The organism is Actinoallomurus rhizosphaericola, assembly GCF_024055675.1.
Classification (GTDB): Bacteria; Actinomycetota; Actinomycetes; order Streptosporangiales; family Streptosporangiaceae; genus Actinoallomurus; species Actinoallomurus soli.
This window is the reverse complement of record NZ_JAMXMW010000002.1, coordinates 416323-436346: the sequence shown is the minus strand read 5'-3', so window position 1 is coordinate 436346 and position 20024 is coordinate 416323. Positions and strand designations below refer to the sequence as shown.

Annotated in this window: 18 protein-coding genes; 10 read left to right on the top strand and 8 right to left on the bottom strand. The window is 72.3% G+C overall.

The window, feature by feature from the left end; genetic code table 11:
• Positions 1–86: 86 nt before the first annotated feature.
• The 3 genes from NE234_RS05910 to NE234_RS05900 all read right to left on the bottom strand — a co-directional run bounded on the left by NE234_RS05910 (position 87) and on the right by NE234_RS05900 (position 4661).
• Positions 87–1472: an amino acid permease gene (locus tag NE234_RS05910; protein WP_252777824.1), complete on the bottom strand. Its 1386-nt coding sequence runs from the start codon at positions 1470–1472 to the stop codon at positions 87–89.
• Between the two features lie 106 nt (positions 1473–1578).
• Entirely contained in the window at positions 1579–3006 is a 1428-nt protein-coding gene (locus NE234_RS05905) for an ATP-binding protein (RefSeq protein ID WP_252777823.1), read from the bottom strand.
• Positions 3003–4661 carry an FAD-dependent oxidoreductase gene (locus NE234_RS05900; protein ID WP_252777822.1) on the bottom strand — a complete coding sequence of 553 codons (1659 nt, stop codon included), beginning with the start codon at positions 4659–4661 and terminating at the stop codon, positions 3003–3005. The genes NE234_RS05905 and NE234_RS05900 overlap by 4 nt, the downstream gene beginning before the upstream one ends.
• A gap of 333 nt (positions 4662–4994) precedes the next feature.
• Here NE234_RS05900 and NE234_RS05895 point away from each other — a divergent pair, with 333 nt between their 5' ends.
• From NE234_RS05895 to NE234_RS05865, 7 genes are all read left to right on the top strand, one after another.
• Positions 4995–5834, top strand: a complete 840-nt coding sequence (locus NE234_RS05895) for a L,D-transpeptidase (protein WP_252777821.1) — start codon at positions 4995–4997, stop codon at positions 5832–5834.
• A gap of 30 nt (positions 5835–5864) precedes the next feature.
• The gene (locus NE234_RS05890; RefSeq protein WP_252777820.1) at positions 5865–6521 is read left to right on the top strand and encodes a choice-of-anchor P family protein; all 657 of its coding nucleotides are present in this window, start codon (positions 5865–5867) and stop codon (positions 6519–6521) included.
• 301 nt (positions 6522–6822) lie between these two features.
• The gene (locus tag NE234_RS05885; RefSeq protein WP_252777819.1) at positions 6823–8376 is read left to right on the top strand and encodes an ATP-binding protein; all 1554 of its coding nucleotides are present in this window, start codon (positions 6823–6825) and stop codon (positions 8374–8376) included.
• 101 nt (positions 8377–8477) lie between these two features.
• Positions 8478–8897, top strand: a complete 420-nt coding sequence (locus NE234_RS05880; RefSeq protein WP_252777818.1) for a roadblock/LC7 domain-containing protein — start codon at positions 8478–8480, stop codon at positions 8895–8897.
• Complete coding sequence (locus tag NE234_RS05875; protein ID WP_252777817.1) at positions 8894–9253, top strand: DUF742 domain-containing protein; 360 nt, start codon at positions 8894–8896, stop codon at positions 9251–9253. Before NE234_RS05880 ends, NE234_RS05875 begins: the two co-directional genes overlap by 4 nt.
• Positions 9234–9839: a GTP-binding protein gene (locus NE234_RS05870; protein ID WP_252777816.1), complete on the top strand. Its 606-nt coding sequence runs from the start codon at positions 9234–9236 to the stop codon at positions 9837–9839. The genes NE234_RS05875 and NE234_RS05870 overlap by 20 nt, the downstream gene beginning before the upstream one ends.
• 87 nt (positions 9840–9926) lie before the next feature.
• Entirely contained in the window at positions 9927–11192 is a 1266-nt protein-coding gene (locus NE234_RS05865; RefSeq protein ID WP_252777815.1) for a cytochrome P450, read from the top strand.
• 17 nt (positions 11193–11209) lie between these two features.
• Here NE234_RS05865 and NE234_RS05860 read toward each other — a convergent pair whose 3' ends face one another.
• Entirely contained in the window at positions 11210–12364 is a 1155-nt protein-coding gene (locus tag NE234_RS05860) for an ADP-ribosylglycohydrolase family protein (RefSeq protein WP_252777814.1), read from the bottom strand.
• A 155-nt stretch (positions 12365–12519) separates the two neighbouring features.
• Between NE234_RS05860 and NE234_RS05855 the strand changes: the two genes are divergently transcribed.
• Positions 12520–12951, top strand: coding sequence for a hypothetical protein (locus NE234_RS05855; RefSeq protein ID WP_252777813.1), 432 nt, complete (start codon positions 12520–12522; stop codon positions 12949–12951).
• A gap of 87 nt (positions 12952–13038) precedes the next feature.
• Complete coding sequence (locus tag NE234_RS45190; RefSeq protein ID WP_252777812.1) at positions 13039–14097, top strand: M15 family metallopeptidase; 1059 nt, start codon at positions 13039–13041, stop codon at positions 14095–14097.
• 20 nt (positions 14098–14117) lie between these two features.
• Here NE234_RS45190 and NE234_RS05845 read toward each other — a convergent pair whose 3' ends face one another.
• Positions 14118–14699 carry an SAF domain-containing protein gene (locus NE234_RS05845; RefSeq protein WP_252777811.1) on the bottom strand — a complete coding sequence of 194 codons (582 nt, stop codon included), beginning with the start codon at positions 14697–14699 and terminating at the stop codon, positions 14118–14120.
• Positions 14700–14907: 208 nt separating this feature from the next.
• On the bottom strand, positions 14908–15705 hold the full coding sequence (locus NE234_RS05840; RefSeq protein ID WP_252777810.1) for an S-methyl-5'-thioadenosine phosphorylase: 798 nt from the start codon (positions 15703–15705) through the stop codon (positions 14908–14910).
• A gap of 173 nt (positions 15706–15878) precedes the next feature.
• Between NE234_RS05840 and NE234_RS05835 the strand changes: the two genes are divergently transcribed.
• A complete protein-coding gene (locus tag NE234_RS05835) occupies positions 15879–17972 on the top strand; it encodes an MMPL family transporter (RefSeq protein WP_252777809.1) in 2094 nt (697 codons plus the stop codon).
• Between the two features lie 89 nt (positions 17973–18061).
• Here NE234_RS05835 and NE234_RS05830 read toward each other — a convergent pair whose 3' ends face one another.
• Together NE234_RS05830 and NE234_RS05825 are read right to left on the bottom strand one after the other, a co-directional pair.
• The gene (locus NE234_RS05830; RefSeq protein ID WP_252777808.1) at positions 18062–18391 is read right to left on the bottom strand and encodes an FmdB family zinc ribbon protein; all 330 of its coding nucleotides are present in this window, start codon (positions 18389–18391) and stop codon (positions 18062–18064) included.
• Positions 18392–18486: 95 nt separating this feature from the next.
• The gene (locus NE234_RS05825; protein WP_252777807.1) at positions 18487–20007 is read right to left on the bottom strand and encodes a potassium/proton antiporter; all 1521 of its coding nucleotides are present in this window, start codon (positions 20005–20007) and stop codon (positions 18487–18489) included.
• Positions 20008–20024: the final 17 nt, after the last annotated feature.

The following is a 20024-nucleotide window of genomic DNA, read 5'->3' as shown; positions in this document are numbered from 1 at the left end:
CGGCGATCCCGGCCAGGCCACCCCTGGCCGGGATCGTCGCCGCCGAGATGCCGTTGCGGGCCCGGTGCCGGCGGCGGGCGCGGTGGTCAGCGTTCGGCGGGGACCGCTTCGGCCGCTTCGCTCGTACGGGGAAGGCCGTGGCGGATGAAGGCGGCGATGACGATGACGACCGCCACCACGACCGACCAGAGCACCTGCGGCCGGCCGCTCTTGTCGAACAGCATCGTCACGAGAATGGCGACGATGCCGGCGATGGTGGCCACGGTCAGATACGGGAAGAGCCACATGCGCACGGGCAGGCGGTCGGGCGCCTCCTGCTCCAGGCGGCGGCGCATCCGCAGCTGGGAGACGGCGATCACGGTCCAGACGAACAGCGCGACCGCGCCGGAGCCGTTCAGCAGGAAGAGGAAGACGGTGTCCGGGCTGGTGTAGTTGAAGATGACCGCGACGAACCCGAACGCCACGGACACCCAGATCGCGACGTGCGGCACGCCGCGGGCCGTGGTGGCCCCGAACACCTTGGGGGCGTCGCCGCGCTCGGCCAGCGAGAACGCCATGCGGGAGGCCGTGTAGAGGCCGGAGTTCAGGCAGGACAGCACGGCGGTGAGGACGATGACGTCCATGATGGTGCCGGCTCCGGAGATGCCGATCCGGTCGAGGACCGCGACGTACGGGCTCTTGGCCACGTTGCTCGCGTTCCAGGGCAGCAGCGTGATGACGACGGCGATGGAGCCGAGGTAGAAGACGAGGATCCGCCAGATCACGCTGTTGACGGCGCGGGTCACGGCGCGGCCCGGGTCACGGGACTCGCCGGCCGCGATCGTGACGATCTCACTGCCCATGAACGCGAAGACCACGGTGAGCAGGCCGGTGACGATCGCACCGTACCCGTGGGGGAAGAAGCCGCCGTGCCCGGTCAGGTTGCTCATGCCGACGGCGTGCGTGCCGGGCAGCACCCCGAAGATCGCGAGGAGGCCGAGCACGATGAACACCGCGATCGCGGCGACCTTAATGCAGCTGAACCAGAACTCGAACTCACCGTACGACCCGACCGAGACGAGGTTGGTGGCGGTGAGCAGGATCATCAGGGCGAGGGCCAGGAGCCACTGCGGCAGCGCCGGGATCCAGCCGTGCACGATCTTGGCGCCGGCCGTCGCCTCGACGGCCAGGACGACCGCCCAGAACCACCAGTACAGCCAGCCGATCGTGAAGCCGGCCCAGCGGCCGATCGCGCGGTCGGCGTAGGCCGAGAAGGACCCGGTGTCGGGGGAGGCGGCGGACATCTCGCCGAGCATCCGCATGACGAGGACGACGAGCAGCCCGGCGATGGCGTACGAGACGAGGATCGCCGGTCCGGTGGTATGGATGCCCGCTCCCGACCCGACGAACAGTCCCGCCCCGATGACGCCACCGATGGCGATCATGCCGACGTGCCGGTTCTTCAACCCCGGCTGGAGGCTCTTGTCGGCCATCTACCCCTCCTGTCACGAACACACCTGGACCGTTCCACCGCAGGCTCAGAGGAGCTTATGAGGTGATTCCGGGTTGTCTGTCCAGCTCGGAGGGGTTTGAAACCCCTCAGGTCTCAGGCTGCTCGGTGAGCGGCAGGAACACCTGGAATCGGGTGTCGCCCGGTTCGGACGTGACCCGCAGGTCGCCGTGGTGACTGGTCACGACGATCCGCCAGGAGATGTCCAGCCCCAGCCCGGTGCCCTCACCGACCGGCTTGGTCGTGAAGAACGGCTCGAAGATCCGCTCCCGCAGGTCGGCCGGGACGCCCGGCCCGGTGTCGCCGATCTCGACCAGCACGCGGTCGTTGTCCCGGCCGGTGCGGATCGTCAGCGTGCCCTCGCCGCCCATCGCACCGAGCGCGTTCTCGATCAGGTTGGTCCAGACCTGGTTGAGCTCGCCGGCGTACGCCGGGATCTGCGGGAGCGACAGGTCGAAGTCCTTGACGACCCGGACCCCCTGCCCGATCTTCCCGGAGAGCATGACCAGCGTGGACGTCAGGCCGTCGTGCACGTCGACCCACTGGAACGGGGCCCGGTCCATCTGGGAGTACTGCTTGGCCTTGCCGACGAGGGCGGAGATCCGGGTCGTGGCGTCCTCGATCTCGCCCATCAGCGTCTCGGTCTCCACGGCGTAGCCGAGCCAGCGCAGCGCGGTGTTCAGGTCGTTCGCGCCGACGGCCGTGCGCACCTCCTCCAGGCGCTCCACCGTGATGCCCGCCGGCACGAAGATCGCGGCGAGGTTCCAGCCGTCCCCGATGCCGTGCTCGTCGAACCAGTCCGCCAGCTCGTCCTCCCGGTCCGCGGTCTGCATCGCGGACAGCCGCGGCGCGTCACCGACCTGCTTGACCAGGAGCTCCTGGATGTCGATGAGGCGCTCGAGCAGGTCGGGGTCGATGTCGTTGCGGGCCAGCAGCGCCAGCTTCTGCCGCATCCCGGCGACGCGCTCGCGCAGCGCGGACGTCGCCCGTACCGCCGCGGCGGCGGGGTTGTTCAGCTCGTGGGTCAGCCCGGCCGACAGCTGGCCGAGCGCGACCAGTCGTTCGCGCCGGCCCACGATCGCGTCGGTGTTGCGCCGGCCGAGGAACATCCCCTCCAGCAGGTGCGCGGCCATCGGGAACCACGCGACGAAGCGCTCGCCGAGCTCCGCCGCCGGCAGCGTGAGGAACGTCAGATCGGTGACGGCGTACACCGACGCGGAGTAGCGCTGGTCGCCCCGCTGTCCCATGAGGAACTCGGTCGCGCCGCAGTACACCCCGCGCTGGTCGGTGCGGATCAGCTCGACCTCGTCGCCGTGGACCGTACGGCACATGCGCAGCGTGCCGGACAGCAGCACGTAGAAGCAGGTGGCGGGGTCGCCCTCGGCGACGACCTGCGCCCGCGCGGGGTGGTGCTCGACGCCGGCGTGCTCGGCGACCCAGGCCAGCTGCTCGTCGGAGAGCCCCTCGAACAGGAACAGGGTGCGGAGTTCGGCAGGGGTGAGGGTTTCGGTGCTCAACGCTCCTCCAGGTACCGGTGCACGAGCGCGACCGCCATCGCGCCCTCGCCGACGGCGGAGGCGACCCGCTTGACCGACTGCGAGCGTACGTCACCGGCGACGAAGACCCCCGGCACGGACGACTCGAGGTACAGCGGATCGCGGTCCAGGGTCCAGCCCGCCGGGCGGCGCCCCTCCTGCAGCAGGTCGGGGCCGGTGCACACGAAGCCGTGCGAATCCCGGAAGACGGTGTCCCCGAGCCACTCCGTACGCGGTGCCGCGCCGATGAACACGAACAGGTGGTTCGTCGGCAGCGTCTCGGTCTTCCCGGTGTCGGCGTCGCGGAGCGTCACCCGTTCCAGGTGCTCGTCGCCGTCGACCGCCTCGACGGTCGTGCGCACCCGGACGTGGACGTTGGGGATGTCCCGGAGCTGCTCGATCAGGTAGTGCGACATGGAGCGCTCCAGGTTCGGCCCGCGTACGAGGAGGGTGACCGAACGGGCGTGGTGGGAGAAGAACACCGCGGCCTGACCGGCGGAGTTCGCGCCGCCGACGATGTAGACGTCCCTGCCCTGACAGGCCGGGGCCTCGGTGGACGCCGAGCCGTAGTACACGCCCTGCCCGGTGAGCCGCTCCACGCCCTCGGCCTCCAGGGCCCGGTAGTAGACGCCGGTGGCCAGGACGACCGCCCGCGCGGCGATCTCCGTGCCGTCGCCGAAGGTGATCACCCGGGCGGGACCCCGGGTGGTCAGCCCCACGACGTCCCGCGCGGTGAGCACCTCGGCGCCGAACTTCGCGGCCTGGCGGCGCGCGCGGTCGGTGAGCTGTGCGCCGGAGACGCCGTCGGGGAAGCCGAGGTAGTTCTCGATCCGGGAGCTCTGCCCGGCCTGCCCGCCGGTGGCCTTCTTCTCCACCAGGACGGTGTGCAGGCCCTCCGACGCGCCGTACACCGCGGCGCCCAGCCCGGCCGGGCCGCCGCCGATCACGACGAGGTCGTAGAACTCGGCGGCCGGCACGGTCGACAGCCCGACGGCGGAGGCGATCTCCGAGCCGGTCGGCGTCCGCAGCGCCTTGCCGTCCGGCGTGATGACCACCGGGATCTCGTCGGCGGTCGCGCCCGCCGCCTCGAGCAGCCGGGCGGCCTCGGGCTCGTCCACGGAGTACCAGCGGTAGGGGACCGAGTTGCGGGCGAGGAACTGACGGAGCTCGTACGACGGGCGCGACCAGCGGTGCCCGATGAGCTTGGTCTCCTCGACCGGCCGGTCGCCGACGGCGCGCCAGGTCTCCACCAGCGCGTCCACCACCGGATAGAGCTTCTCCTCCGGGGGGTCCCAGGGCTTGAGGAGGTAGTGGTCGACGTCGACGACGTTGATCGCCTGGATCGCCGCGTCCGTGTCGGCGTACGCGGTCAGCAGCGCGCGCCGGGCGTGCGGGAACAGGTCCATCGCCTGCTCGAGGAAGGCGATGCCGTTCATGTTCGGCATCCGGTAGTCGGCCAGGATCGCGGCGACGGCCTCACCGCGAAGCTTGATCTCGCGCAGCGCGTCGAGCGCGTCGGCGCCTGAGTCGGCCCGTACGACGCGGTAGTCGGTTCCGTACCGCCGCCGCAGGTCACGGGCGACGGCGCGGGACACCGAGGGGTCGTCGTCGACCGTCATCAGGATCGGCATGCTCATGGGACGAATCATTCCAGTTCGCGGCCGTCCGGGGGAGGGCCGGTCCGCCCGCACGCGCCGGCGCGGCCGTTCCCGTACGCCGGGTGGCGGACGCCGCACCGGGAGTGCGGAATCCGGAGCGGGTTCCCAAGGTGAGGTGTTTGTCACCGTTCGGTGACGGGGCCGATATCCAGCGTTATCTCCGCACGTCGGAATCTGTTGTCAATCGATCTCCGAGAGTCACTGACGGGCGCATGGTTACCTGTGGTAGTTATGTGGCTTCCCTCCGAGATCAACGGTCTCGCGAGATGTTTCGCTCGCCTCCCCCCTGTAACACGATCTTCGGGAGTTTTCGTGACCGATCGTTCCAACCGCGTTCGCCGTGACCGCGCGGCGACGGCGCACCCGCCGGTGCGTGCGCGCCGCCTGACCGCGGTCGCCGCGGTCACGGTGGCCGTCGCGCTGCCGGTGACCGGCTGCGGCGGCAAGAGCCACAAGCCGGCTCCGGCCGGCGACGCGCCCGCCGCGAAGTCCATCGGGAAGCTGCCGCAGGCGACGACGTACACGACGCTGAAGGGCCTCGGGCAGGACGCCTCCGACGCGATGGCTGACGGCACGGTCGTGCACCCGAAGGCCGCCGTGCCGGTGTCCGCGACGGCCGGGGGGCCGGCGGTGGCCGCGCTGCCGAGCACCCAGCTCGGCAGCCCCACCTGGGTGCCGGTCGTGGAGACCAAGCCGGGGTGGGACCGCGTCCTGCTGCCCAGCCGGCCGAATCACTCGACCGGCTGGATCCCCACGGGGAAGGTCGGCCTGGACACCGCCCACAGCCCGTACCAGATCGCGGTGGACACCTCGGCGCGCCGGCTGACGCTCACCAGGTCCGGCCACAAGCTCGGCACCTGGACCGTCGCGGTCGGGGCGGCGAAGACGCCGACCCCTGTCGGGCGCACCTTCCTGCTGGCCTCCCTGGCTCCGGCCAAGAAGACCTACAGCCCGCTCATCCTGCCGGTGGGCGCGCACTCCGAGACGCTCGACACGTTCGGCGGCGGTCCCGGCACGGTCGCGTTCCACGGCTGGCCGAGCGCGTCGGTCTTCGGCAAGGCGGTCACGCACGGCTGCGTCCGGGTGCCCGCCGACGCGCTGAAGAAGTTGTCCGAAGTCCCTCTCGGCACCCCGGTCGTCGTCACGGCCTAGGGGCCTCCATCCACTTTCAAGGAGTTCGCAATGCGTTCGACACGTCTGGCCGCCTGCGCGGTGGCCGCCGGTGCGCTGGCCGCGCCGCTGGCCCTGGCCCTGACCGGTACGGCCTCGGCCACGACCGGGACCGGCTCGGCCTACGGTCTGGCCGCCAGTGGCCTGGTCGCCATCCCCGCCACCCCGGCCGTCGCCGACACCGCCGACCGGAGCCTGCTGCACCTGCCGGCCAACCCCCTCATCGACGTCAAGGTCCTGCACGTCACGGCCAAGCCCGCCTTCGCACGGGCCAGCGTCACCGACCTGAGCGTCGCCAAGGCCGCCCTCACCGCGCACCTGGTCACCGCCACCTGCACCGCCGGCACCGGCGCCAGCCGCCTGGCGAACGCCTCTCTCGCCGGGCACCGCCTGGCCGCCGTCGCCGCGCCGAACAGCGCCCTCAGGATCCCCGTCCAGGGGCTCGGCACCGCCTCCGTCACCCTGAACAAGCAGACGCGGAACGCCGACGGCAGCCTGACCGTCACCGCCATCCAGGTGACGCTGCCCCTCGGCCCCGGCCGTACCCAGACCCTCAGCGTCTCCTCCGCCACCTGCTCCGGCGTCCGCGAGGAGCCGCCCGGCCAGGAGCCGCCCGGCCAGGCGCCGAAGCCCAAGCCGGTGCCCAGCGACCTGCCCGTCACCGGCTGAGCGAATCCACGACACGACGGCCCCCGGGCGATGCACCCGGGGGCCGTCGTGTTGCGTTTTGCGGCTGCTCGTGAAGGGCAAAAGCGACAAACAGTTCCGTAGCAACTACTGAACCACTACTATTTCCGTCCCATACGCGGCTTGGTTCCTACCGGGGACTTCGCCGTCCGCGCCCCGTACGACACTTGCATAGCGAATTATCGGCCATTCCCCACTGCGGTCGTGCGCCCCCGCGGGGACGGCCCGCCCACGGCTCCGGATGACCCCGTCTTCTGCTCCAACCGCGACGAGGACCTGATTGATGTCAGCACACGTTCCTACCCACCAGCGGGTCGAGCGCCCGCCGATGGACCGGGCCCTGCTCGTCCTGCTGGCCGCGGTGGTCGTCACCGGCGGCGTCTGCCTGGTGGTGACGGCCTCGGTTCCCGCCGCGGATCGCGGGCTCGTCGCCGCCTGCACCGGGATCGCGGCGCTCGCCCTGTGCGCCGCGCTGTCGGCCGCGGCCTACGGGTTCCAGAGCGCCCGTGTCCTGCGCGAGCGCGTCGAGACGATGGAGTCGGAGACCGCCCGCCTCGCCGACGACACCCTGCCGGCGGTCGTGAAGCGGCTGCGTGACGGGGCGTCCGGCGCCACGGCGATGGCCTCGATCGAACAGCCCGCCGCCGCCGAGCACCGGCGGATCCTGCGCGTCATCGTCGACGAGATCGCCCGCGGAGAGCGCATGCGCGCCGCCGCCATGTCGGTCTGCGCGAACGCGGCCGGCCGTGTTCAGGCCCTCGCCACCAGCATGCTCGCCGACCTGCGCGAGATGGAGAACCGCCACGACGAGGAGGTCCTCGGCGACCTGCTCAAACTCGACCACACGACGGCGCAGGCCGGCCGCCTCGCCGACAGCATCGCCGTGCTCACCGGCGCCCGATCCGGACGGCGCTGGACCAAGCCGATCGTGATGGAGAGCATCCTGCGCGGCGCGGTGGGCCGGATCAGCGCCTACCAGCGCGTCCGGGTGCACTCCACCAGCACCGTCGCGGTTGCGGGCTACGCCGCAGAAGGCGTCATGCACGCCCTCGCCGAGCTGATGGACAACGCGACGAGCTTCTCCCCGCCGTCCGAAGAGGTGCACGTCTACGTCGAAGAGGTGCACGCGGGCGTCGTGGTCACGATCGAGGACGGCGGCCTGGCCATGAGCGCCGCCGCGCTGGAGCGCGCCGAGCGGGCCGTCTCCGCGGAGACGCTGGACCTGACCACCCTCTCCGGTACCCGGCTCGGCCTCGCGGTGGTGGGCTGCCTCGCCCGCAAGCACGGCCTCACGGTCTCCTTCCGGCCCTCCTCCCGCGGCGGCACCGGAGTCGTGGTCCTGGTCCCGAGGTCGCTGATCACGCAGCCGGCGCCGGGTGCCGAACCGAGCGGGTCCCGCGTCGTCGGCCTCGGCGCCCGCCGTACCGAAGGCGCCACGGCCGAGCCGGACACCGCGGCCGCGCCCGCCCGGCCGGTCGCGCTCGCCGAGCCGCCCGCGCCCTTCGCCGCCTCGAACACCTCCGGCACGACGGCGGAGGCCACGGCCGTGACACCCGCCGGCGAACGCACCGATCCGGCGACCGGGCCGCAGGAGATCATCGACATCGCGAACGAGACCATCCCCGACGGCGCCGGCACGGTCGCCGGGCTGCCCCGGCGCCGCAGGGGCCAGACACTGGCCGCGGCCGCCGCGGCGGCCAAGGCGTCCGAGGCGCCGAAACCCCGCGTCGACAAGCCCACGACCGACCCCGGAGCGAGGTTCAGCGCCTTCCGGGAGGCCGGTCGCCGCAGGCGCACGAGCGGTGACGCGCCCGCACCGAAGACGGATCAGAGCTGAACGCTCGGCTCACCCTGCCAGGCCGGAAAGACAAGACAACAGATAGGAGGCAGGGGACGAGTCTCCGGTGCCCGCGCCCGGATCACCGCCCCGCACCGCCCATGAAGACCACAGACCGCGACCTCGACTGGCTGCTGGAGAACCTTCTCGAGCGGACCCCTGAGAGCCGGCACGCCATCGTGCTGTCCAAGGACGGGCTGAAGCTCTGCCACACGTACGGGCTGAGCACCGACCAGGCCGACCAGCTCGCCGCGATCGCCTCGGGCATCCAGAGCCTGTCCTACGGCGCCTCGGCGGAGTTCGGCGACGGCACCGGCGGGCTCCGCCAGTCCATGACCGAGTTCCACGGTGGGCTGCTGTTCATCGTCGAGGCGGGGGAGGGCGCCCACCTGGCCCTCATCGCCGGCGAGGAGGCCGACGTGGGCGTGATCGGGCACAACATGCACGAGCTGGTCGAGCAGCTCGGCGAGTACCTGGTCGCCCAGCCGCGGCGTTCGCAGCAGGGCAGCGCCGCCCGATGACGTCCCGGTCAGTCGACAGGGAGGACCCGGACCGGCTGTACATCGTCACCGGCGGCCGGAGCCGGGTCGATGAGGACTCGATCGACATCGTCTCTCTGATCGTCAGCGAGTGCGATCCCACGCCGGGCATGCAGTCCGAGCACGTGAAGATCCTGCGCATGTGCACGAACCCGATGGCGGTCGTGGAGATCGCCGCCGAGCTCGGGCTGCCGGTCAGCGTGGTGAAGATCCTGCTGTGCGACCTGCTCGACACGGGCCGGATCACGGCGCGTCATCCGACGGCGGCGCCCGCCAAGACCAAACTCCCCGAACCCGCCATCCTGAAGCAGGTGCTCCTTGGACTTGAAAACCTCTGACCGGGTCACCGCGCCGCTGCGGAGCACCGCGAGTAACGGACTCAAGATCGTCATCGTCGGCGGCTTCGGTGTCGGCAAGACGACCATGGTCCGCTCGGTCAGCGAGATCCGCCCCCTCAGCACCGAGGAGGTCATGACCCGGGCCGGCGTCGGCATCGACGACGCGGCCGGCGTACGGGACAAGACGACCACGACGGTGGCGTTCGACTTCGGGCGGATCAGTCTGAACGACCAGATGGTGCTGTACCTGTTCGGCGCGCCGGGGCAGCAGCGGTTCTGGTTCCTGTGGGACCGGCTGTTCTCCGGCACCCTGGGGGCGGTCGTGCTCGTGGACACCCGGCGGGTCGAGGACTCCTGGTACGCCATCGACCGGCTCGAGCACCACGGCATGCCGTTCATCGTCGCCCGCAACGACTTCGGCGGTCCCGCCTACCGGCTGGAGGACATCCGGAAGGCACTGGACCTCTCCGAGGACATCCCGCTGATCGACTGCGACGCCCGCGAGCGCGACTCGTCCAAGAAGGTGCTGATCACGCTCGTCAACCACCTCTACTCCCTGTCGACGGCCCAGACCGGCGACCGCTGAGCACTCGGGGAGGCCGCCCGGTCCCGCTCCCGGGCGAAATCTCCCCGGTGCCCGTCACATGATCATGATCCGTGGCATCCTCGGCACATGATCGAGCCCGAGCCGACGATCCGGCCCCTCGGCCCACCATCGCCGATCCCGCCCGACTCCGTCCCCCTGTACGGGCCGCGCTACGACAAGGAGAACCCCGCCCGGCTCTACGACGAGCTGCGGAGCCGGAACGGTGAGGTGCTGCCCATCCTGCTCGAAGGCGACGTGCCGGCCTGGCTGATCCTCGGCTACCGCGAGGTCCACCAGGTGCTCAGCGACTCGACACTGTTCGCCCGCGACTCGCGCCGCTGGAACCAGTGGGAGAACATCCCCCCGGACTGGCCCCTCATGGCGCTCGTCGGGTACCAGCCCGGATCCATCCTCTTCAGCGAGGGCGCCGCCCACCAGCGGCGGGCCCAGGCGATGACCGAGGCCATGGCGGAGGTCGACCGGTTCGAGCTGCGGGCCCGGTGCGAGCGGATCGCCGACGGCCTCATCGACGAGTTCTGCGGCAGCGACGGCGCCGAGCTGATGGTCCAGTACGCGAGCCGGATCCCGGCGCTCGCGCTCGCCGGGATGTTCGGCCTGCCCGAGTCCGAGGCGTGGAGCATCGCGGAGGACGTGATGGCCGTCCTGGACGGCGGCGAGGGCGCGCTGGAGGCGTACCAGCGGTTCGCGGGCGCGATGGGGCGCCTGCTGGAGACCAAGCGCGCCGAGCCGGGCCCGGACGTCGCCTCCCGGATGCTGCGGCACCCCGCGGAGCTCACGGAGGAGGAGCTCACCCAGGACCTCCTCATCATGATGATCGCCGGCCAGGACCCGACGGCCAACTGGATCGGCAACACGCTGCGGCTCATGCTGATCGACGACCGGTTCTCCCTGACCCTCGCGGGCGGGCGCCGCAGCGTCGGGCAGGCGATGAACGAGGTGCTGTGGGAGGAGTCGCCCGCTCAGAACACCTTCCGCTGGGCCACCCGCGACACCCGGCTGGGCGGCCGCCGCATCCGGGCCGGCGACGCCGTCGTCATCTGCCTCGCCGGCGCGAACTCCGACCCGCTCGTACGGACGGCGCCCGGCACCGCGGCGCGGGCCAACCACGCCCACTTCTCCTTCGGCCACGGCGACCACGGCTGCCCCTTCCCGGCGCCGGAGCTCGGCGAGATCATCGCGGAGACCGCCGTCGAGGTGCTCCTGGACCGCCTTCCGGACGTACGGCTGGCGGTGCCGCCGAACGAACTCGAATGGCGGCCGGCCTTCCGGGTGCGCGCGCTGACCGCGCTGCCGGTGAAGTTCTCCCCGGCCCCGGTCAGGGCGATGGCCTAAGCGATCGCTCCCGCCGGTCAGGAGCGGGCGTGCCAGCTCATCGGCACGTCACCGGTCTCCGGCTCGGCCGGCGGGTTCGGGCCGAACTCCAGGGCGGCGTCGGCGGCGATCTGCACGATGACGCGCCGCAGCTCGACCCCGGCCACCCAGTGGCCGGGCAGCGCCGCCGTGCCGTACCGCGCGCCCAGCAGGTTGCCGCAGATCGAGCCGGTGGAGTCGCTGTCCCCGGAGTGGTTGACCGCGAGCCGCAGCGCCCGCCGTACGACGTCGACCGGCGCGCCGTCCCGTACGGAGAGCGCGGCGCACACGCCGATGGCCAGGGCCTCCTCGCCGGTCCAGCCGCCGCCGAGCGTCTCCAGCCGCTCGGGGGTGAGCGCGTCGCCCTCCCGGGCCAGCGCCACCGCCGCGTCGAGCGACGCCGAGGTCTCCTCGTGGTCCGCGTACGACTCCAGCACCGTACGGGCGGCGTCGAGCGCGTCGGCCAGGTCCGCGCCGCGCAGCAGGCCCCAGACCGTCGCGGCCAGCACCCCGGCCGACAGGTACCCGCTCGGGTGGCCGTGGGTCAGGGCGGCGGACGTGGCCCCCATCGCGAACGCCGCGCGGCGGCAGTCGGCCGCCCCGTCCGGGACGCGCGGGGAGAAGGGGAACCCCGCCGGCGCCGCCCGCATGACGCCGCCGCAGCCCTTCGAGTCGTTGATGGGCTCCTCGACGCTCCCCAGCGGGACGTACGGGCGCCGCCGCGCGGCGATCGTGTGCAGGGCGCTCAGGCAGGTCTGGCCGGGGCCCCGCCGCTCGTGCATCTCCGGCTGGGCGAACAGCCAGCCGCCGCCGAGGTCCTGGTCGGGGAAGTCCTCGCCCTGCGTGCGCAGCCACTGCAGGTACGCGGCCTGCAGCAGGCCGGGCGCGGCCCCGCCGATGCCCTTGCTCCGCTCGCGGACGGACGCCCGGATCAGCGCGTCGGCGGTGAACAGCGACATCTGGGTGTCGTCGGTGACGGCGCCCGCCCGCACCCGCGCGTCGCTGTACTCGGTCAGCCCCGCCGGGCCGTGCTTCGCGCGGATCTCCGCGATCGGCCGGCCTTCGATCGGCGCGCCGAGCGCGTCCCCGATGGCGCCGCCCAGCAGGCAGCCCAGCATGCGGTCAGGGTCCGGAAAAGTCATGCGATCGCCCACGCCGGTAAGTCTGCCAGGGGCCTGATCCGGACTCGGAGGCCACGTGTCGCCCGGTTCCGACTACTCGGAGCGTCCCTTGTCGCTACTCTGCTCCCGTGAATGGCCTATTTGAGGACGCAACGGACAAGCCGCGCGCTACCGTCGCGAGCCGCCTGGTGGGTTGGTTGGAGCTGTTGCCGTTCCGTCGCGGCGTGACGCTGATCGCCGTCCTCATCATCGTGCCGGCCTTCATCATCGGCGGACTGTTCGCCGTCCGAGGCGGGGGCGGGCACGACGACCCCTCGCGGTCCCGGGCGGCCGCCGCGACACCGTCCGCGCGGGCGCACGGCGACTCGGGCACCGTCGAACAGACCGAGCGGGCGTTCGGCGAGATCGTCGCCTCCCGCAGCGTCCACCCGACGGCGCGGTCCTCCGCGACGGCCTCCCCCTCGCACACGCCGGCCCGCGGCACGACCTCCCGGACCCGGCCGACCCCGAGCACCCGCCCGTCCCCGTCCGCGAGCACCAGGTGCCCGCCGGAGCTGAAAAAGTGGCCGTGGATGTGGGACCTGTGCAAACGCCGGCGCGGCGGCCACACGACCCCATGAGGTCACGGGCAGAGCACGAAGCACGCCGTCACCTGTAGTACCGTCGACCCGCCGCACATCTTCGCCAGTCCCCCGGAGGATCTCCGCGTGCCAAGCACTCGGTCAGCGGCGCTGATCGCGGCGATCACGGCGGTCATGCTCCTGCTGACGCTCGACGCCGCGAATGAGTCGTCGGCCGCCCCATCGCCGTCGGCCGACAGCGTCAAGGCCCTTCGCAAGCAGGCCGACCAGGCCAAGAACGAGCTGTCCCAGGCCACCAAGGCCTGGGAGGCGCGCAAGAAGCAGCTCAACGCCTCCGAGGACAAGCTCAAGAGCACCCTCGCCGATCTCGGCACCGCCGACGCGGAGCTCAACAAGATCCGCGAGCCGCTGGCCCAGCTGGCCGCCAGCGCGTACAAGGAGCCGGGGGTCATGGGCATCCCGGCCGTGATCGGGGGCAGCGACCCCGACCGGGCGCTGGCCGCCGCGACCGACCTGACGATGCTGACCAACGACCAGAAGGCCCTCATCGACAAGGCGAACCGCCTGCAGAAGCAGCGCGAGCAGTTGGCCGCGTCGGCGCAGGAGCTGCAGTCGAACAACGCGGTCGAGGAGGCGAAGCTGCAGCAGGAGATGAACTCCCTGAAAGAGCGCGCCGGCCGCATCACCGCCCAGCTGACCGCCGCCCTGAAGAAGCTCGACCCGAGCACCCGCCTGCAGATGTCTTGCCAGCGGAGCCTGGTCGCCGAGGCGCGGAAGTTCCCCAACGGGCTCATCCCGGCGCGGTACCTCTGCCCGCTGCCGCAGCCCGGCCGGGAGCTCCGCCCCGACGCGGCACTGGCCTTCTACAAGCTGAACGCCGCCTACAAGGCGCACTTCGGCACGCAGATGTGCCTCACCGACTCCTACCGGCCTCTCGCCGAGCAGCAGCGGATCTACGCGAACCGGCCCGGCATGGCGGCCGTGCCGGGGCACAGCAACCACGGCTGGGGCACCGCCGTCGACCTGTGCGGCGGCGTGCAGAGCCAGGGCTCGGCGCAGTTCAACTGGCTTCAGGCGAATTCGAAGACGTACGACTTCTTCCACCCCGCGTGGGCCTACAGCAGCCCCTTCGAGCCGTGGCACTGGGAGTACACCAAGGAGAACACCCCCGACTCCAGCGACTGACCCTGCCGGCCGGTCGCGGGCTAACCGACGATCGTGACCGACAGGCGGGAGTCGACGGCGGCGCGGGCGATGGCCGCCGCCTGGGCGCGGTCCGTGCGCAGCACGACGAGCGCCCCGTCGTCGGTGTCGGGACCCGGCCGGGGCACCGCGACGACGGGGACCGCGGCGGCGACCGTGCGCGCGGGCAGCGGCCCCTCGGCGCGCGCGGCGAGCAGGTCCACGCGGTCGCCGGCGTGCAGGAGACGCACGACGGCGGCGTCGGCGAGGCGCACCGGCGTCGCCACCGCGCCCGGCGCCGCGTCGTCGAGCAGCGTGCCGCCGCGCAGCCGTACGTCGGTCAGCGGCTCGCCCCGGCGCACCGGCCCGGCCAGCGTGCGCCCGTCCGCCCGCCGGACGGCCCCGGCGGGCACGGCGCGGGCGGGCAGGGCGCGGATCGCGACGTCGGCGGAGCGCAGGGTCGCGCCGCCGGGCAGGTCGCGGGCGGCGACGAGGACCGGCACCCCGCGCTGGTGAGGCCGGGCGGCGGCGAGGCCGAACGCCGCCGCCGCGGCCGCCAGCACGGCGGCGAGCAGCCGGCGGTGCCGGCTGAGCATCGCTCTCATCGCCGCTTCCGCAGCGGGATGGCGGCGGTCAGGGCCGCTCGATGGGCACGCCGAGCCCGTCCGCGGGCCACGGGCGGGGTCAGGGCGGTCACGAGACCTCGGTGAGGTTCGCGAGGCCGTCCGGGGACCGCGAGGAGGACGGGAGCCGTCACGAGAGCTCGGTGGCGTCCTCGTGCCCGCCTGGGGAACGCGGGCCGGGCCGGCGTGGTCACGGGAGCTCGATGGGGATGTCGAGGCCGTCCAGGGCGTGGGGGCAGGGGCAGTCGCGCTCGGCGGGCAGCGCGCCGATGATGTCGATGACGAGGTCGCGCAGCCGGTCGACGTTCTGCGCGAAGACGCGGAGCACCTCCTCGTGGGTGACGCCCTCGCCCTCCTCGATGCCGGCGTCGAGGTCGGTGACGAGGCAGGCCGGGATGTAGCAGAGGGCCAGCTCGCGGGCGAGGACCGCCTCGGGGTGCCCGGTCATGCCGACGAGGGTCCAGCCCTGGGCGGCGTACCAGCGGGACTCGGCGCGCGTGGAGAAGCGCGGCCCCTCGATGACGACGAGCGTGCCGCCGTCGACCGGCTCCCAGTCCGCCGCGCGGGCGGTCTCCAGCGCGGTGCGGCGGCCGCGCGGGCAGTAGGGGTCGGCGAAGGAGAGGTGCACGGCGCCGTCGTCGTAGTAGGTCTGCGCGCGCCCGCTGGTGCGGTCGACGAGCTGGTCGGGGACGGCGAGGGTGCCGGGGCCGTACGCCGGGAGGAGCGAGCCGACCGCGCTGGGCGCGACGACCTGGCGCACCCCGAGGGAACGCAAAGCCCAGAGGTTCGCCCGATAGGGGATCTTGTGCGGCGGGTAGCGGTGGTCGCGGCCGTGCCGGGGGAGGAATGCGACGCGGCGGCCGGCCACCGTGGTCAGGGCGATGGTGTCGCTGGGCGGGCCGTAGGGGGTGTCCACCTCGATCTCCTCGACGTCGTCGAGGAAGGAGTAGAAGCCGGAACCGCCGATCACACCGATCTCTGCATGCATGAGCCGGACCCTAGCCGCCCGCCGCGCCGGGCGGCGAGACGGTCTCCCCATCCTGTGGATAACCCGCGTCCGTGGACCGATACCGGATTCGCGATATGTCTTGTCACGGCGACGCACGCGTAATATCTTCTCGCCGATAGAGAAGACATGTCGCGTTTCCGGGAAGGTGAACCATGCCCAGCCGACTGGCCGGTGTCCCCGCCGGCCGCCGTACCAAGTGGGTCGTCCTCGTCGCCTGGCTGATCCTGCTCATGGTCGGCGGCGCGCTCGGAGGGAGGCTGCAGGGCGTCACGAAGAACAGCGCCGACGCCTACCTGCCCGGCGCGGCCGAGGCGACCAAGGTCATCAAGCTGCAGAAGAGGCTGCACCACGAGGACGGGACCGTCACGCTCGTGTCGTACGAGCGGCGCGGCGGTGTCACACCGCAGGACGCGGCGTTCGCGCGGTCGGCGGCCGCGGAGCTGAAGGGCGTCTCGCACGTGGCGTCGGTGACGGGCCCGATCACCTCCACGGACGGCCGGGCGATGCAGCTCGTCGTGCCGGTCAGCGGTGACGGGGACGTCGTCCTCAAGACGATCGACGACCTCCGTAAGGTCGTGGAACGCGGACCGCCGGCCGGCCTCGACGTCCGCGTGACCGGGCCGGGCGGCACGATGTCCGACCTGATCGGCGTCTTCATGTCGATCGACGGCACGCTGCTGCTCGTCACCCTGGCCGTGGTGATCGCCATGCTGCTGCTGACGTACCGCAGCCCGTTCCTGTGGGTCGTGCCGCTGCTGTCGGCCGGCTCGGCGTACCTGCTGTCCCAGGGCCTGGTCTACCTGCTGGCCGAGGCGGGTCTCACGGTCAACAGCCAGAGCACCGCGATCCTGGCGGTCCTGGTGTTCGGTGCGGGCACGGACTACGCGCTGCTGCTGATCGCCCGGTACCGGGAGGAACTGCACCGGCACGAGGACAAGCACGAGGCCATGCGGATCGCGCTGCGCCGCGCGGGGCCCGCCGTTCTCGCCAGCGCCGCGACCGTGACGATCGCCCTGCTGTGCCTGCTCGTCGCCGAGCTCAACTCCACCAGCGGCCTCGGCCCGGTCGCGGCGGTCGGCATCGTCTGCGCCCTGGCCGCCATGACCACGCTTCTGCCCGCCCTGCTCGTGGCGCTGCCGCGCGGAGTCTTCTGGCCGGTCGTGCCGCGGTTCGACGCCCGGTACGTCGACGAGCCCGACGCGCTGGAGAAGGAGCACGGTGTCTGGTCCGGCGTCGCGCGGTTCGTCAGCGCCCGGCCGCGGATCATCTCGGTCGGCGGCGTGCTGGTGCTGGCCGCCCTGGCCTGCGGGATCCTGTCGCTGAAGACGGGGCCGATCTCCAACGCCGGCCAGTTCGTCGGCACGCCCGACTCGGTGGTGGGCGAGCGCGTCCTGGCGCGGCACTTCCCGGCCGGCACGGGCAGCCCGGCGGTCGTCATCGGCCCGGCGAATCCCGGCCTGCGCGCCACGATCGCCGGTACGCCCGGGGTGTCCGGCGTGAGCGGGCCGGTGGTCGCGGGCGGCTACGAGCAGTACGAGGCGACGCTGTCCAGCGCGGCGGACACCCGCGCCGCCCGCGACACGGTCGACCGGCTGCGCGCCGCCGTGCATCCCCTGGGGGCGAAGGTCGGCGGGAACACCGCCGTCAACCTCGACACCCAGCGCGCCGCCGCGCACGACAACAAGGTGATCATCCCCATCGTCCTGGGCGTCGTGCTCGTCATCCTGGTCCTGCTGCTGCGGGCCCTGGTCGCGCCGCTGCTGCTGATGGCCACGGTGGTGCTGTCGTTCGGCGCGTCGCTCGGCGTCTGCGGGCTGGTGTTCACGCACCTGTTCGGCTTCGAGGGCGCCGACTCCGGGTTCCCGCTGGAGATCTTCATCTTCCTGGTCGCGCTCGGCGTCGACTACAACATCTTCCTCATGACGCGGGTGCGCGAGGAGTCGCAGCGGCTCGGCACGCGGCGCGGCGTGCTGCGCGGGCTCACCGTCACCGGAGGCGTGATCACCTCGGCCGGGGTCGTGCTGGCCGCGACGTTCGCGGGGCTGGCGACCCTGCCGGTGACGGGCACGGTGGAGATGGCGTTCGCGGTGGCGTTCGGCGTGCTGCTCGACAGCCTGCTGATCCGGTCGCTGCTCGTCCCGGCCCTGGCGTACGACGTCGGGCGGCGGATCTGGCTGCCGGGCCGCCTCGCGGGGGACGAGTCCCCCGCCTCGGGGGACCGGCCGATGCCGCAGGCCGTGCGCTGATCACGGCGCGGGCGGGCTCCCCGACCGGGCGGGGAGCCCGCTCACGTCTTGAGGACCGGGCGCTCGACGGATCCGCCGCGTGCGGTGGGTCAGGCGACCTTCTCGGAGGAGCCGGAAGAGCCGGACGAAGAACCGGAAGAGGAGTCGGACGAAGACGAGGACGACGAGGAGGACTCCTTCTTCGCCTCGGTCTTGGCGGGCTCGCTCTTCTTCGCCGAGCCGCTCGACGAGGTGGTCGCCCCGCTGCGGCTGTCGGTGCGGTAGAAGCCCGATCCCTTGAACACGATCGCCGCCGCGGAGAACACCTTGCGCAGGCGCCCGCCGCATGCGGGGCACTCGGTCAGCGGGTCGTCGCTGAACTTCTGCACGACCTCCAGAGGCTCACCGCATTCGGTGCACGCGTACTGATACGTCGGCACGAGTTCCTCCTAGCTGTACACAACCCTCGGGGGCTGGCACTCTCACTCAGTGACTGCTAATGCTACCGGGCGCCGATTGATTCCCGTCGCCCCGTTCACTGATAGCCGTGCTCGCCGTACCAGCCGGCCAGCTTCCCGCGCCGGCTGACGGCGCGCAGTCGGCGTTCGGCCGCCGGCCGGGCGGCGCTGGTCGCCACGACCAGCAGCTCGTCGCCCGCCAGCAGGGCGGTGTCGGGGCCCGGCACGAAGCTGCGGCCCTCCCGCACGATCAGGGTGATCACCGCCCCTTCGGGCAGCCGCAGCTCGAAGATCTCCACGTTGTCGAGCCGGGAATCCGGCGGAATCCGGATGTCCAGCAGATCGGCGTGCAGCTCCTCCAGCGGCGCGGCCTCGACGTCGATCTCCCGGGCGCGGTCGGCGACCGCCACCCGCAGCAGGCGCGCGAGGAAGGACAGCGTCGGGCCCTGCAGCAGGGTGAACACCACCACGATGATGAACACCTGCGCGAACAGCTCCCGCGCGCCGGGCAGCCCGGCCGTCACCGGGATCGTGGCCAGCACGATCGGCACCGCGCCGCGCAGCCCGGCCCAGGACAGGAACGCCTTCTCGCGCAGGTCGAGCCCGAAGAACGGCGTGGACGCCAGCACCGACAGCGGCCGCGCCACCAGGACCAGCGCGAACCCGCAGATCAACGCCGGACCGAGCTGCGCCGGCAGCTCGTGCGGCGACGCCAGCAGCCCGAGCGTGATGAACAGCCCGATCTGGGCCAGCGTGGCCAGGCCCTCGGCGAACCCGCGGGTGGCCGGGCGGTGCGGCAGCCGGCTGTTGCCCAGCACGAGAGCCGCCAGGTAGGTCGCCAGGAACCCGCTGGCGTGCGCCATGGACGCCGCGCCGTACGCGCCGACGGCGAGCGCCAGCACCGCGATCGGGTACAGACCGGACGCGGGCAGCGCCGCCCTGCGCAGGCCGTGCGCGCCGAGCCACCCGACCAGGAGGCCGATCGCCGCCCCGGCGACCAGCTCGTAGACCAGCTCGACCGCCATGATCACCGGTGATTCGACGTGTTTCGCGCTGAGGGCGACGACGAGGATGACGACCGGCGCGTCGTTGAACCCGGACTCGGCCTCCAGGATGCCGGTCAGGCGCGCGGGCAACGGTAGTCGCCGCAGCACCGAGAACACCGCGGCGGCGTCCGTCGGGGCGAGCACCGCGCCCAGGAGCAGGGCCGGGCGCCACTCGATGCCGACCAGCCAGTGCGCCGCCGCCGCGACCACCGCGATGCTGACCGCGGTGCCGGCGATGGACAGCGAGAGCGCGGCCGGGATCGCGTCCCGTACGCTCGCCCAGCGGGTGGTGAGCCCGCCTTCGGCCAGGATGAGGACCAGCGCCGCCAGGCCCAGCGTCTCGGCGACCAGCATGTTGTTGAACCGGATACCGATTCCGGACTCGCCCAGGATCAGGCCGAGCGCCAAGTACAGGAGCAGACTGGGCAGCCCGCTTCGGTGGGCCAGCCGGACCGCCACGATCGCGGTGATGATCACGATCGAGCCGAGCAACAGCCACAGGTCGAGTTTCACCCACACCCCCTTGAACAGGACTTTCTCACAGTCGGTCACCGACGGCGGCGGAGCGC